The organism is Mesorhizobium alhagi CCNWXJ12-2 (genome assembly GCF_000236565.1).
GTDB classification, from domain to species: domain Bacteria; phylum Pseudomonadota; class Alphaproteobacteria; order Rhizobiales; family Rhizobiaceae; genus Allomesorhizobium; species Allomesorhizobium alhagi.
In genome coordinates this window covers 1-13,585 of record NZ_AHAM01000270.1, presented here as the reverse complement: position 1 = coordinate 13,585, position 13,585 = coordinate 1, and the positions used below count along the sequence as shown (strand labels likewise).

Annotated in this window: 18 protein-coding genes; 4 read left to right on the top strand and 14 right to left on the bottom strand. The window is 58.3% G+C overall.

Annotated elements, in window-relative coordinates; translation table 11 throughout:
• Positions 1-14 precede the first annotated feature (14 nt).
• The 5 genes from MAXJ12_RS37175 to MAXJ12_RS28645 form a co-directional block, all read right to left on the bottom strand.
• Positions 15-323, bottom strand: a complete 309-nt coding sequence (locus MAXJ12_RS37175) for a hypothetical protein (protein WP_139044084.1) — start codon at positions 321-323, stop codon at positions 15-17.
• Positions 324-1,227: 904 nt separating this feature from the next.
• Positions 1,228-1,455 (bottom strand): hypothetical protein, encoded by a 228-nt coding sequence (locus tag MAXJ12_RS37875; protein ID WP_008839631.1) that lies wholly within the window; start codon positions 1,453-1,455, stop codon positions 1,228-1,230.
• Between the two features lie 18 nt (positions 1,456-1,473).
• On the bottom strand, positions 1,474-1,713 hold the full coding sequence (locus tag MAXJ12_RS28655) for a hypothetical protein (protein ID WP_008839630.1): 240 nt from the start codon (positions 1,711-1,713) through the stop codon (positions 1,474-1,476).
• A 93-nt stretch (positions 1,714-1,806) separates the two neighbouring features.
• Entirely contained in the window at positions 1,807-3,789 is a 1,983-nt protein-coding gene (locus tag MAXJ12_RS28650; RefSeq protein WP_050898916.1) for an AI-2E family transporter, read from the bottom strand.
• A gap of 104 nt (positions 3,790-3,893) precedes the next feature.
• A complete protein-coding gene (locus MAXJ12_RS28645; RefSeq protein ID WP_244421633.1) occupies positions 3,894-4,859 on the bottom strand; it encodes a YihY/virulence factor BrkB family protein in 966 nt (321 codons plus the stop codon).
• A gap of 20 nt (positions 4,860-4,879) precedes the next feature.
• Here MAXJ12_RS28645 and MAXJ12_RS28640 point away from each other — a divergent pair, with 20 nt between their 5' ends.
• The gene (locus tag MAXJ12_RS28640) at positions 4,880-5,167 is read left to right on the top strand and encodes a hypothetical protein (protein WP_008839627.1); all 288 of its coding nucleotides are present in this window, start codon (positions 4,880-4,882) and stop codon (positions 5,165-5,167) included.
• Positions 5,168-5,383: 216 nt separating this feature from the next.
• Here the strand turns inward: MAXJ12_RS28640 and MAXJ12_RS35920 are convergent, their stop codons facing one another.
• From MAXJ12_RS35920 to MAXJ12_RS37170, 7 genes are all read right to left on the bottom strand, one after another.
• A complete protein-coding gene (locus tag MAXJ12_RS35920; protein ID WP_341872548.1) occupies positions 5,384-5,653 on the bottom strand; it encodes a GFA family protein in 270 nt (89 codons plus the stop codon).
• 608 nt (positions 5,654-6,261) lie between these two features.
• Positions 6,262-6,495, bottom strand: a complete 234-nt coding sequence (locus MAXJ12_RS28635) for a hypothetical protein (protein ID WP_008839626.1) — start codon at positions 6,493-6,495, stop codon at positions 6,262-6,264.
• Positions 6,496-7,313: 818 nt separating this feature from the next.
• Positions 7,314-7,592, bottom strand: a complete 279-nt coding sequence (locus MAXJ12_RS28630; protein ID WP_008839625.1) for a DUF6894 family protein — start codon at positions 7,590-7,592, stop codon at positions 7,314-7,316.
• A gap of 115 nt (positions 7,593-7,707) precedes the next feature.
• Entirely contained in the window at positions 7,708-8,055 is a 348-nt protein-coding gene (locus tag MAXJ12_RS28625; protein WP_008839624.1) for a hypothetical protein, read from the bottom strand.
• A 104-nt stretch (positions 8,056-8,159) separates the two neighbouring features.
• The gene (locus MAXJ12_RS28620; protein WP_050898915.1) at positions 8,160-8,513 is read right to left on the bottom strand and encodes a hypothetical protein; all 354 of its coding nucleotides are present in this window, start codon (positions 8,511-8,513) and stop codon (positions 8,160-8,162) included.
• On the bottom strand, positions 8,510-8,773 hold the full coding sequence (locus MAXJ12_RS28615) for a hypothetical protein (RefSeq protein WP_008839622.1): 264 nt from the start codon (positions 8,771-8,773) through the stop codon (positions 8,510-8,512). The genes MAXJ12_RS28620 and MAXJ12_RS28615 overlap by 4 nt, the downstream gene beginning before the upstream one ends.
• A gap of 316 nt (positions 8,774-9,089) precedes the next feature.
• Complete coding sequence (locus tag MAXJ12_RS37170; protein WP_139044083.1) at positions 9,090-9,305, bottom strand: hypothetical protein; 216 nt, start codon at positions 9,303-9,305, stop codon at positions 9,090-9,092.
• Between the two features lie 197 nt (positions 9,306-9,502).
• Here MAXJ12_RS37170 and MAXJ12_RS37870 point away from each other — a divergent pair, with 197 nt between their 5' ends.
• Positions 9,503-9,952 (top strand): hypothetical protein, encoded by a 450-nt coding sequence (locus tag MAXJ12_RS37870; protein WP_157999675.1) that lies wholly within the window; start codon positions 9,503-9,505, stop codon positions 9,950-9,952.
• Here MAXJ12_RS37870 and MAXJ12_RS35910 read toward each other — a convergent pair.
• On the bottom strand, positions 9,949-10,452 hold the full coding sequence (locus tag MAXJ12_RS35910) for a BA14K family protein (protein ID WP_085984113.1): 504 nt from the start codon (positions 10,450-10,452) through the stop codon (positions 9,949-9,951). The genes MAXJ12_RS37870 and MAXJ12_RS35910 overlap by 4 nt on opposite strands.
• A 331-nt stretch (positions 10,453-10,783) precedes the next feature.
• On the opposite strand from MAXJ12_RS35910, the gene MAXJ12_RS28600 reads away from it, so the two are divergent.
• Positions 10,784-11,455: a DUF1236 domain-containing protein gene (locus MAXJ12_RS28600; RefSeq protein WP_008839617.1), complete on the top strand. Its 672-nt coding sequence runs from the start codon at positions 10,784-10,786 to the stop codon at positions 11,453-11,455.
• Between the two features lie 151 nt (positions 11,456-11,606).
• On the opposite strand, the gene MAXJ12_RS28595 is transcribed toward MAXJ12_RS28600, so the two are convergent.
• On the bottom strand, positions 11,607-11,870 hold the full coding sequence (locus MAXJ12_RS28595) for a hypothetical protein (protein WP_008839616.1): 264 nt from the start codon (positions 11,868-11,870) through the stop codon (positions 11,607-11,609).
• Between the two features lie 198 nt (positions 11,871-12,068).
• Between MAXJ12_RS28595 and MAXJ12_RS28590 the strand changes: the two genes are divergently transcribed.
• A complete protein-coding gene (locus MAXJ12_RS28590) occupies positions 12,069-13,139 on the top strand; it encodes a sensor histidine kinase (protein WP_008839615.1) in 1,071 nt (356 codons plus the stop codon).
• Positions 13,140-13,585: the final 446 nt, after the last annotated feature.

The following is a 13,585-nucleotide window of genomic DNA, read 5'->3' as shown; positions in this document are numbered from 1 at the left end:
ACAACCTGCTGAAATCACTCACTCCTTTTTGGATCGGACACTAAGGTCGTGCTGCCGGCCGGCAAATCGCCAGCGCCACCAGCGGGGCGGTTCGCGTTCGTCTTTCGTCGTGGCAATCTGGTGGTTTGACGCCTCTTCGGCTGCACGCCGGGGTCGGCGCTTTCCTCGCGCAATGTTTTTTCGATGACCGCTCGGCTTATTTCAGCCTCGGGATGATCCTTCACCAATTGGTCTGCCGTCGCCCCAACATCGAGCGAAGAGTTTCTCCGTTGGGCGTCCGAGACGGCGTCTGCTATTCCTACCGCCAATGGAAGCTTTGCCATCGTGATCTCCTCCTGAAGCCGGCAGCTGTTCCCAAGAACTAGGCCGTTCGAACATAGCGGCAATGCGCAAGCGGGAACGTCGCCTCAGCGGTTGCCGATTTTGTTTGGAACATCAACGCGCAACGGGAGATTGGTGGCCGGATAGGACTGGAGCCAATGCCCCGCTTTTTCTTCCAAGCCTCGTCTTTGTTCACTTGGAATGCCTAAACAGACTCCCAACTGCGTAGTTCCTGGCGGGCTAGGGAACCATCGGTCGATGTCCGTGTTGAGCGGGAAATGGGAGTGGAGCCATGATCCGGCTGTTAGTCATCGGCGTATTGGCCTATGCCGCATACATAGCCTATCAGGCTGAACGCCGGCCGGCAGCTACGCCTGCTCCGCCGAAACGCCGTAAACAGCGGCCCGCAGCAAAGAGACCGAGAGACGGAGGCGGGCACCGGGCAGCAGGGTCATAGAGATACGCACACGCCCGTTTTAGCGGCCGAACAAATGCGACCGTCCTTCGTCGGCCAATCGGACGAGCACTCAAGGCACTGGTACGACAGGTATCGGTAGCCCGGCGACCCCCAAAGACTCGGATGCCGCGCGCGCGAGGCAAAAGCTTTAGCGTTGGTGCAATCCTGCGTCACCGGTATTCCTCGCCGTTAAGCTGGAAGCGTGCCTACCCCTTGTTGCCTCCGCGTCCCGCGCTGTAGAACGTCAGCATGTGCGGAAGGCCGACACCCCATTTTTCGTGCAGGCGGTTATCGACACCGGCTGCGACATCTGCGCGGTGGGCCACGCAGGATACGTACTTGGCGACGCGGATCTCACACCGCAGTAACAGGAGGCGATCGAGCCGAGGCTGCGCGAGATCAAATGAGATGTTTTGCGACCCCGATCATCTCAAGCCAAAGATTATCGCCTATTTGCGTTCGTTGGCTAAGGCCTCTCGCAATCGAGCGAGAGCGCGTGTCACCTTGGTGACATCATCATCCGTGTCTCCCAAATTATCGGCGGTACTGCTCGATGCGGCGCGCTGGAGATCGCGCGCCTGGGAATCAATAACCACAAGCATCGCTATTTTTTCTTCGTTCGAGAGCGCCGAGTCGGCGACAATCTCGTCGATCTGCGAGGAATAGAAATTGGACATGTTGCCTCCCGCCCTCCATCAGGTGCGTTCTTCCTTTAGCGACTTCTCTTCGCTGTTCTGCTCGGCTCCACCGTCAGGCCGGTTAAGGGTAACAGTGCAGCGGGTAAGCGTATTCCAATCCGGCCCATGCTCGATAATGAGATGAAGGTCCGCGATTTCCTCGAAGTAGTGCTCGATTTTGATCGGCCCGTTTTGGTGCTCATACTCGATGACCGCCTTCCAGCGCTTGTCGGTATGAAGTGTGACTACGTTGCTCACCAGGTCTCTCCTTTGCGAGGTGCGTAGACTTTGGCCGGCCCCGCCGCGGTGCGGGGGTTCGCAGACGATCGGGTATTCAAGGTGCGCAATGTTTCAGGCGTATTCTTTCGCGTCGGTGCGACGCGGTTTCTTTCTTCCGACTTTCCGCCGCGGCGCTTTGGGTTGCACGACCGCCTCGTCTGAGAGCGAAGCCACGACGGCCTCCGACACCGAATGAGCGACGAAATCACAATTGATGGTGGCTTTGAGTTTCGCATCTGCCACAGCTTCTTGGGCAGACGCCCAGAATACCACGCCCACCCGCAGGGATGCCCTCGAGCGCTTAAGCCGGCGCACCATATATCGTGCCTGGGTCACCGATCCGGCGTTCAGGAACCCAATGACGACAGAATGCACGCCACTCAAGTCCAACTTCCTTATTTGAGTGGGCGCCATAGAATGATGTTCAATCATGCTGGCAACACCGCCTTGCACCGTTATGACTTGAGCCAGCATCAGCGCAGCCGCGTTGTCAAGGTCGCCGCGACCGCCAGCGCAAAGCACGGTCTTGCCGGTACCATCTGGAAGCTCCACCTGTGCCGTTTCGCCTTCTACCGCCATTTCCTCTGAAGCCTTGTCCTCGTCCTCCTCGTCGTCTGCCGCTTCGTCCTCGACAAGGTCTTCGAGATTGTCGACAAGCTCGATGGCGCTTTCAGCCACGCGCCGATGGCGGTCGCCGGTCATGACGCCGCGGGCTCGGTCCACCTCGCCGAGTGCCAGTGCTGGGACGGCAACCGTTTCATAAAAGCTGACCAGGCTGTTCTCCTCGAGAAACTTCTCGGCGCGGTCGGTTGCTTCGTCCGGGTCGCCAGCGAGCAGCCGCTGATAAAGCTGCTCGTGCGGCTCCAGGACAGGTTCGTTGCCAAAGAGCACCTCAAGAAACTCAAATTGCGGCACGTGCCTTCCGAGAACCACCAGGCACACCGTGAGCGGCGTCGACAAAAGGAGCCCCAACGGTCCCCATAGCCATGTCCAGAATATGGCCGCGACTATGATGGCAACTGGAGAAAGGCCGGTGCGCGATCCGTAGAGCCAAGGCTCGACAACGTTGTTGCTGACGAGTTCAAGAACGATGAACAGTGCTGCTGTCCACAATAACATTGTCCATCCCGGATCAACGGCCAGGGCAAGCGCAAGCGGGAAGATCGCAGCGATCACCGGGCCGATATAGGGTACGAACCGCAGCACCAGCGCCAGCAGACCCCAAAGGAGTGCATTGGGAACGCCGATAACCCACAGGCCGATGCCGATCGGTATCGCATAGGTCACGTTCACGACAAGCTGCATGAGGAGATATTGCCCGACGCGACGGCCGGCATCCTGAAGGGCTGCTGTGGTGCGGTGCAGATCCCCTATTCCAGCAAGCCGGATGAACCGGTCGCGCAGGTCTTCCCGCCGCAACAGCATGAATATAACCACGACAATAATTATGCCTCCCATCGCCAGGGGCTCGACCAGCGGCCCGATGACGGTTTGGAGAACTTCCAGCGGTTGCGGTGTCGGCTCGATCACCTCCACGGGGAGCGGATCAACTGCGTCCTCCTGCTGTGGTGCATCCTCCACGTCAGCCGACGGTTGATCTTCTTCGATCCGGCGGCCGAGCCGTTCCAGCAGCTTCGATGCCTGTACGAAGATGCCTTCGCCGAAATTTGCGCTCTGGATGGTCTCCAGTTTCGCTTCGATGTTGCTCTGATAGAGCGGAAGATTTGCCGCGAGACTGCCGAGTTGAGTTGCCACTATCGCGCCGAACAGGACTATCGAAGCGAATGCTGCAAGAACCACCGCCACCACGCCAACGGGGCGGGGAATTCGCAACCTCCGTAGCCATGAGACGCCGGGTGCGAGTGCAAATGTCAGGAGTATCGCGATGGACAGCGGAATGAAAATATCACGTCCGAAGTAAAGCGCGGCCACGGCCGCAACAATGCCTATCAACGGTGGATATGCCGGACTGGGCACTTGGGCCGCGGGCCGCAAATCGACGTTGTTCCGCCTTGGCCGCGGATCGGAAGGGTCCTTCCCCAACGATATATTCATCTGCGCTGCCCCGTCGGCGACGGCATATCGCCTCGCTGTTCATCAATCTTCAAGACCTGATGAAGTTCCGCCGCAAACGCCATCTCCGACGTTCCCGACCGCGCTTAAGAATCGTGCCGCAATGCGCGCCCAAGACGCCTTATTCGCAACGCACGATTTATTTCGCCGCCGAATATGAGGACGAGCGCGGCAAGGTAAAGGAAATACAGTGCAGCGATCACGCCCGCGAGACCTGCATAATAGCTCGCATAATTCGCGAAACTGGCGAGATACAGCGAAAACGCGCCAGCGAGCGCCAACCATGCGATCACTGTGAAGATTATCCCCGGCCACATGTTCGAAAACCGGATCCAGCGGGCCGGCAGAAAGATATGCGCCGCAAACAGTGCGGCCATCGTGATCGCAGCCGCCGACGGATATCGCACCACGTCAAGGGTCACCAGCGCCGGCTGGAAGCCCGGCACAAGGCGGTGGGCGAACGAACCAGCAATAGGGGCCAGCACCAGAAGATAGGCGACAACAACGAACACCAGCGCGCCACCGATCACCACCAGGACCTGGAGCACAAAAATCGCCCAGACCGAGCGATCCTCCCTTATATCGTAGGCGCGGTTCAAACCCACGCGGACGCTGTCCACGCCACCGGCAGCAAACCAGATGGTCAACAACACGCCGATGCTGGCCACATCGCCCCGTTTCACGGTGAGTACAGCCCTGACTTCACTGACCAACGTGTCCACCAAAGGGGCCGGAACAATCCCGATAAGAAACGCGACGAGACGATCAGCCATGCCAGGGTCACCAAGGTATGCAGTGAGAGAACTGGCAAAAATCAGGAAAGGGAACAGCGCCAGAACGGCACGAAATGCGATGTTGCCGGCGAGCGACATTGCCTCGTCATTCCAGAGCCTCAACACAGCCTCGCGAAAGACCGCCCACGCCGCGCGCCAGCCATGACCGCGTAGCAAATCGGCGGGCTGTTCACTTAAAATGCCCGAGTGCTTGCGTTCTTCCATGCCTAGCCCGTCCAGTCCTGGTTTTTGGAAGCCCGCATGGAAACGCGCGGTCATGCCGCTGCCTTACCGATCAGATGCAACTCCGTGCGGTTCCAGCAGGTTCCACCGACTTCGAAAATCCGACGTCGAACGTGAAGCGGGAGGTGCTCGGCGGTCTGAGTACATCCCAGCGTCTCGCGATCATTGCCGGAACGCTCGATCAGATCCTTGGCCGCCAAAGACCGGTGGTCAAAACAGGCAGCACCACGGGCGTCGAGCTGATCGAAAAGACCGGAGCCGATCTTCACCATGCTGAGATGATCGAGATGGCCGTTACGGTGTCGGCGTCGGGTAAATTCCCGAGAACGGCGGCACCGCCGTAGGATCGCGGAAATGGGGGAAGGCAATGATGATTTGTGCACTGGAATTTGTTGCGGTGCTTTCGGCATCTGACAGGGCTATGATCCCCGACACTTGTCATTGGACGCGTATATCCAGGTTTACGCGGTCGCAGTCGAAAGCCTTAACGTGCTCTTGCCAGTGCTCGGGATTAGCTCGGCGGGGGTGCTGGTCATCTGCGCCTTCCTCAGCCGAGCCGATCATTTAAAGCTCGGCCCTATTCCTTCGTAGCCGGGGATTACGTCGCCGAGCGCCTGGTCGAGGCTGCCGAGCATAATCTCGGCCTCCTCGTCACGAAGCGAGAAAACCCGCCCACCGCAGGAGAGGCAGAAGCTGCGGCCCGAGTAGATGCCAACCTCTCCTGTCGAGTTGAATGTCGGATACGGCCATGTCCCAAGAGCCGAGAAGAAGGATCCGCTCACTGGTCGGCAGTCAAGGCAGTGGCACAGTCCGGTTCTGAGCGGTCGCATGCAAGCGGAAGCGCACGGCTTCGCAATTTCGCGAGGCAATATTACCATCTGCCCTTTCTCAGCCGTGCGGCCGTCGGCATCGGCGTCACGCCAGCGTGTCGCGGCCTTCCGGGGTTCAGTTCGCTACCGTATTGTGAGGCGAATCCGGTTCTGGTGCTGCTCCGCCGCTCATCGGTTTCACTCGAGGTTCGTTGGCTTCCTCGCCGACAGTAGCCTCGTCAAGGAGCTCTATAGGGCGAATTGATCGAAGGTTTTCCGGTTTGGACGCCTTTCCGCCCCTTGTACTCGGCCAGGGGTTCTCTCCTCATTCAGACTTCGCTACCCAAAGCGCACAACTCGGCGAACTGTTCCGATCCGGGCGGGGGCAGTTTGGACACCAGTCGACGCGGATTTCTAGACCGGCGCGGGGGTAATTTCCCGCAAAACCAGGTTAACGTTCTGAGGTAACCTATATGGCCAGGGCGGGGGCCGATCCCTCTTTTGTCCGGTCCCGCGGCTAGACCGCTTCGAGGCGCGGTTGCTCGCCCTGACATTCAAATCAACAGCCTCGTCGGGCTGCCTCAAAGATGGGTGAAAATCTCTGAAAGAGAGCGGAGCGGGGAGCCGCGTCACTGCTCATTGGGAGTTGTTGCGTTCGGCGCGTCCTCGCCCTCACCCTTCAGGAGAAATATCGTCAAAACTGCCATCAAGGCTTCGGCACTCCCTCGATCAAGTTCCAGCTCGATTGGCTGATCGTCATCGCCTATGAGCTCCAACGTCCCTATGAGTGGCGCCCGCGAGAGTACATCGACATCGCCGCGCTGATACTCGGCTGTCTTCGGCGGTTCATCATCGTCCATCATCGTCTTTTCCCAGGTGAGAGAGCAGAAAATCATAGTGGTAACTTGGAACAAGGCACTTTGGTTCGCGTTTTCAAGCTTCCAAGGGGCTTTCCACGACGCACCTACCCTTGGGCAGGAAGCCCTGCCGCCGTCCGCGAGCGGCGGGCTTCTTGCGTCCAGGATCGATCCTATGTTGGGACTCGCCCCCTGAAAAATTCACTCGGTACCAGCGCAAGCCAATTATCGCTCGCTCAGTCAGCCGGATGATTGGGCCCCATGGTGGAATATCCCGCTCTTGCGAGGATTTCAGGCGGGTCCCATCTCTCCGACGCAATCCGGTGAGCGACTCCAGGACTTCGCGCTCTTGCGGGACAATGTAGCTCACGGCGGCGGCCATTCCCTATCCAGCCCTGTCGGCCAGCGCCACGGGACATGTGAGGGCTGGGTATGGAGACGGCCGTGCAGCGATCGCGGCGAAACCATGTCGCAGATTACATTACGCTGCGTAATAAGGGCCGATGATTTCCGCCAAAAGCGAGCCGGGGATACTTTCCCGGACTGAGATCAGCCACATGGGGCAAGTGAGCTGCTCCAGGAAGCTAACGAGACCCGGAAATGTGTTCCCTGCTAATGCCGTATCTCCGAAATCAGGATTCCCGCTTCGTCGGCTGCTTGGTAACTTGCAACCAGATCCCCTTGTTCGCACTTTTCTAGCATCCAAAGGTGTTGGGTGTTTCACCCCATCGAAAGCATCGCCCTTGGAACCAAAGAAACCCGCTGCTTTGCAAGGATGATTTTAGCGGCGGGTTTCTCGCGTCCTATACCGGTTCACGGTGGCGCTACCTACCTCCCTCCCACATCACCTGTGAAATTCGGTCCGTCGGCTGATCGGCGGCTAAGCTGAATGGGAACACGTAGAGTTGGCGGTGCTCACTATCGGTCACTGAGACTTCAGCCTCCCGCGGCACTGCTTCCCCGCTGAACAAGGCCTCAGCGATGATTTCCTTGGCCGAGATCATCGCCTCGAGCACACTTTCGGCTTCGTTAGCGAGTTCGATCCCCTCAGTATCCTCAGCAGCTTTGACGCCGTCGCGATAATGGAAGAAGAAGCGGGGCATTGGCTCCTGTCCTGTTCGGCTACCAATCTCCCGTTGCGCTGTGATGTTCCAAACAAAGTCGCAAGCGCTTCATGCCCGCAACCAATCCACCTTACCGGAATTGCTTTGAGCTAGGCTAGTTCCCAGCGGGAAGCGAGAATAAGTCCTGCGCGCTGCGTCGTAGATCGACGCCAGATCGCGATTGCGATAGCATTTCGTCGCAGTTCGACTCCGTTGCTTTGACGGGTTCATGGTTGTCGCCTTTCTTCATGGGCAGCTTCCGCATCGATGACGCCGGAATAGAGGGTCGCGCCGGTCGCGTCGTCATGGCGTCCGGTCGTTGGGGCATGTCGAGGGTTTGGGAAAGCTGCTGTGCAAGCTCGATCGCGTCACTGGTGTTCACCGCTTCTTTCGTTTCGCGGCCGACGATGGCATGAGCGTCGTCCGCGTTCCGGGTGCGGTAGAATTCGATCACGATCTTCATCACTGACCGGACCCGTTCCGAACGAGCGCCGGGGCTGTCAGTTCTTGCCCCTGATGCGCGGGGCGTTGGCCTCTGCGAGCTTGATCCGCGCGCCAAATGCGCCTTCAGGCGTCGACGGTGCTTTCACCTGCTTCGGTTTTCTGATCTCGCGACTGCTGCGTTTCTGTCCCTTGGCCATTGCCGAACGTCCTTTCGATGAGTGTTGCGCCAAACTCCGGCTGATCCGGGCTTATTGGCTCCAGACGATCTTGCGTCGCAACCCGCTCATGACGCTCCTCGTCATGGCGAATGCGGTATTGAAACAAATTGTCCCGCGGAGGCAGCGTTGCGGTGATCCGGTAGACATCCTCAAGCTTGGGAGACGTTTGGAACCCGCCCTTCAGCCGGACGGACTGCCCAATCGAAAAAAGATGCTTTGCAGCGTTGCGCGGGATTGCACGGTGGGATGGTGCCATCATGATTGTTCAAGGTCCTTTGCGAGAGCGGCTTCAAGGTCCGCTGGATTGATCGGCACCATCTGCTGCGTCGAAGCGCGTGTGGCGATCGCCGGAAGGTGCATGAAAGCGCCGATCCGTCGCCAGGCAAACCGGGAGGCGCCCTCAACCAGCTCCTCGTCGTGGTCGACGCGGTAGTCTCCCGCCGGTTGCGGCGCGTCAAAACCCGGCAAGCGGAAATCCGATGAAAAATGAACGACAGTCTGCGGGGTGCGGCTGGTCATATTGCAGGCCTCCGCAGGAGCACGCGCATGCGCCTCCCGCATTATTCCCATTCGAACTGGATGACCCTGATGCTGCCAGTACATCCGTGGTCAGCGCTGGGGTCCAATCCAGATTCGAATGGAGCGACATGCGCGCCGGATCGGCGCTATTCATTCGCTATCGAGATTCGGGGGGTATGGCGGGTCTGAGGTCTCTGACACCGCGAAAGCCAATCGGCCAAAATCAACGAGCTTTGTATATGCTCCTTGATTGAGCTTCAAACAAGGCACGGGCGCATATTATTCTAACCGCAAGGCGTCGCCGCATGTTCCAAGGCTAGGGGGAGGTGATGTCCTCCCACGCGGAAAGGAACGCGACATACACGCATGCATTCCTTAGTTCCGGGTCATTCCGGGTCGCTGCCAGAAATTCCATCCGACGCTCGCGCTCACCTGCATCGGGCATCTCGTTGATAATTCTCATGATTGCTGAACGAACCAGTTGTTCCGCTTCAACACACTCTCTCGGATAGGCTTCTTCGTTGCGAGACATTTTCTCATGCCTCCATTGGGGCTGACCCAGATGATACCGTAAATCCTGCCGCCGGCCTATGCTGCTTGGCTTCTGCGCCTTGGACTATGCGGAATCGCTCTTGGTCCGCTTTCCGCAGCGCGCCGATCCTTGTCCTGATGTGCTCGCCTGCCTCGCGATCTCTCTCGACGCGGGCCATACCCCAGCCGATATCCGCCTTGTCACGCTTGTGGCGCTCGCCGTCATCACGAAGCGGCAGAATTCCAAAAATCCTTCTTGCTAAAAAAATGCCGGGCCAGTTAGTTTTTCTGAACCGAAATGCCAGAACCGTCGATGCGAAGTTCAACACCCTCAGGCTTGGATTCCTGACGGTAAGCATAAATACCAAGGGCAATTACGGCGACTATGAGTGCGCCGATGACGAGATAAAGTTGGTTCTGTTTCATGGATGGGCCTTTGGTACTGCACGTCCGGAAGTGCGCAAGTCGTCAACTCGATGGATTTCGGGCTCCGAACTCTCCGGCAAAGGCCAGGATCCGGCAGGGCGGATAATCTGCATACATGGCAGGTGCGGCTTGCTGGCCGCGGGGCCGCCGGGCTCCCCTCAGTCTACACCGCTGGAAGCGCGCGCCGTTCCCGGCGCGCGCTGTTCAACGAACTTGTCTTAGCTGTATGGCGAGTAACACCGCTGGCGTGGACCGTTGTAGGGCTGGAATGAATTGTCGGAAGAACGGTACGATCGGTAGCGATCATAGCACCAATCGACATGGACGCCGCCGCTTGCGGGTGGCTGGTTGTTGATCGCGCCGCCCAGAATCGCCCCGGCTACGAAAGCGGCCGCGGGGAACCATACACCGTTATGTTCGCGATAGCCCCGGCGCGGACCATCATAACCGCGGTGCCCATTGTAGTAAGAGTGCTTGCCACGACGCTCGAAATTGCGGTCCGTTCTCCTTACCTGCCGGCGATCCAGGCGCCGCTCCATCCGATGCTCGAGGCGGTTTCCCGCTCGCCGCCACGTCGGGTCGTATTGCACATTCAAAACTGCCCCCGAAGACGCAGGTGCTTCTGCTACAAATGCGGCAGCCGCGTTGACCTGCGCAACAGCAGCCAGAGCAAAGGATAATGCCAATGTGGAGGCACAAAGGCCCGACAAGATTTTGTTCAAGATGGTCTCCTCTCAGGGAGGTGGAATGTGTCCCCGACCAGCGCAATGGTTGATTTCAAATAAGGTTCCACAAATAAAAGTTGCATCGGTTATAGCGTCCAGCACTCCCTCGCGATCGGGAAAGCGTCGTTCAATCTTCACACGGTATGAAGCTCCTTCGAAAAGTCGATCCGCGAACGGCTGCTTTCGGCATGTGCATAATGGTTCGCATGCTGCATTCTCAAATCGACCAACAATCGACCAGCTCCGTCGAATTAGATGGAACTAATACATATTGATCACGTTATGGTCCCGAGGGACATCTTTTCTTAAATCATACGGAGCTAAATTTATGAGAACGAAACTTTTTGTTTCGGCTGCTACCGGCCTCTTGTTAGCACTGTCAGGTGCAGCTTTTGCCCAAACGGCGGTCACCGCAACGACCGACCTTAATGTTCGCTCCGGACCGGGTCCGCAGCATCCGGTCGTTGGCGTGGTCGGTGCTGGCGCGTCCGCCATGCTCAATGGATGCGTTGAGGGAAGTAAATGGTGCGTCGTCTCGCACGGCGGTGGTGAAGGCTGGGTCTATTCCGACTATCTGGTTGGGGATTTCGGCGGACAGCAGGTTGTCCTGACCGAACGTCCGGCCGATTCCGTCAAGGTGATAACGCCGCCATCAGGTGACGGCGGCGCCACGGGCGCGATTGTCGGGGGCACAACCGGTGCGGTTGCCGGAGCGATTATCGGCGGCCCCATCGGCGCTGCTATTGGCGGCGTTGCCGGGGTGGCCGTTGGCGGAACGGCCGGGGCCGCGGCAGAGCCTCCGGCCGAAGTGCGCACTTACGTCACTTCCAACAAGATCGATCCGATCTATCTCGATGGTGAAGTCGTGGTCGGTGCAGGACTTCCTGAAACGGTGGAACTGCGCGAGATTCCCGACTACGAATACCGTTATGTCTACGTGAATGGACAGCCGGTTCTGGTTGAGCCGGGTTCGCGCAAGATCGTCTACGTCCTGCGCTAAAAGACTAGTCGAGGTACAGACCGCTGAGCCTTGGCCCAGCGGTTTTTTATTGGAGCCGCCGAGCGGATCTTTGGCGAGGTGAATTTGCTCAGGCCATCTTGGCGTACGGCCCAAGTTGCGATCGCGAGCGTCCAACTGTCGGTCGTGACGGTCAGTCTGCGAAGGAGGCAAGCTCGATTTCATCGACCAGCTTCAAAGTCCGTTTTCGCGTAGCGTGACGGCTCTCGCCGTTGGCCATTTGATCGGTTGAAGAAAACAACTCGGCGAGCTGTTTGCGCAAACGCTTTTTCTCCATCGGATCGCGAACGAGGGCCGTGGCGCGTAGCGCCAGATGCTGGCCGTCAGCAACGTTTGCTGGCCCGCCTGCGCCGACCATCGCGCGAACCTCGATCATACGTACCGCCAGCTCAACCATGCGTCCTCCCCCGCCCAGTCCCAGACCGGGCTTTCCGATTGATCATATGCGCCAACAGGCCGAAGCGATAGCGACCCGTATGGGGCGTCCGACTCCGGCCAGGATCGAATCCGCTAGGATATTCCTCGCCGGCGGCCTATGGTGCCCTGCGCATCGGCTTCGACAGCCCATGTCGCCAGATCGGATATTCCCCTCAAAATGCTCGATTTTCAAAAACTTGAACATGCGCAGACGCTTGCGCAAGCGATCGTCAATACGATTCCCGAGCCGTTTGTCGTGCTGGATGACCAGTATCGTGTGTTGGCCGCAAGCCGCTCCTTCTATTCCACTTTCAACGTCAAGCCCGAACAAACGCGCGGTCGCCTGCTTTACTCGCTTGGCGATGGCCAGTGGGACATTCCCGATTTGCGTATTCTGCTGGAGACGATCATTCCCGAGCAGACCGCAATGGATAACTTCGAAGTTCAGCATGATTTTCCCGATGTCGGGCATCGGACGATGCTGCTGAACGCACGCCAGGTAGTCTACGAGGACAGTTCCACCCGGACGATCCTCCTCGCCTTTACCGATGTTACGGCTCGCAGAGCGATCGAGTGGGAAAAGGAAGATCTCCTCAATCAAACCGAGGAGCTGCTGCGCCAGAAGGATATTCTGCTCCAGGAAATGCAGCATCGCGTTGCCAACAGCCTTCAGATCATCGCCAGCATTTTGTTGTTGAAGGCTCGGGCTGTGACGTCCGAAGAAACCCGCCAGCACCTGCGGGATGCGCATCAGCGCGTCATGTCGGTAGCTGAGGTTCAGCGCCATCTCCACGCGCTTGAAGGCATCGACCAGATCGACGTGGCTTCCTACCTGTCCAAGCTTTGCGAAAGTCTGATCTCGTCGATGGTTGGTGATGGCCGGATCGCGATCCAGGTGATGGCGGACGCCGGAACTGTTGGATCTGACAAAGCTGTCAGCCTGGGCCTGATCGTTACCGAACTTGTGATCAATGCGATCAAATACGCGTTTCCAGCGGATCGAAGCGGCGCACTGATCCTCGTCACCTATGAAACGGCTGGCCAGGATTGGAAGTTGACGGTTTCAGACAATGGTGTCGGCAAAAGCGCCAGCGACAACGATGGCAAAAGGCCCGGCCTGGGAAGCGCAATCGTACAGGCGCTGGTAAAGCAGATGGACGCCCAGCTCGAAACCACCAGTTCCGCGGCCGGCATGAGCGTTGCGATTACTCAAGCGACGTTCACATCGCATATGCCACTGGCGATCTGACATGGCGGTACCAACGGTTGACGCGGCTCAATGAGAAAACCAGTGCCCCCGTGCCTTTGGCACCCGAGGGACTCCAAACAACCCCGCCAAGTCGCAGCAGCCCACTCGGCTCGCTGGAGCGCCTCGATAAAAGAGAACCTGTCGTCGTCCGATCGCACCGCGACGATCGGCTTTCTGATCAAGGCAGGTGTAACGTTGTGGGTCTTGGCTATTATCCTTGTCGTGTTCTTCGGATGAAGTTCTGCCAACCCTGCCGTTCTGAAGTGATTTCGCCCCAACCTCGGACTCCCAAGAAGGGCCTACAGGAAACAACTCATGCCGGACGCTATCCTTTCACAACTGAAGATGCCTAAGCTGATCGTCATGGCTTTCGACCCGATGACGACGGCGTGCTTCAGGTTGTGTTCGGCCCAGCCGAGCAGCAGAGCGAGGAGCGTGCAATTCGA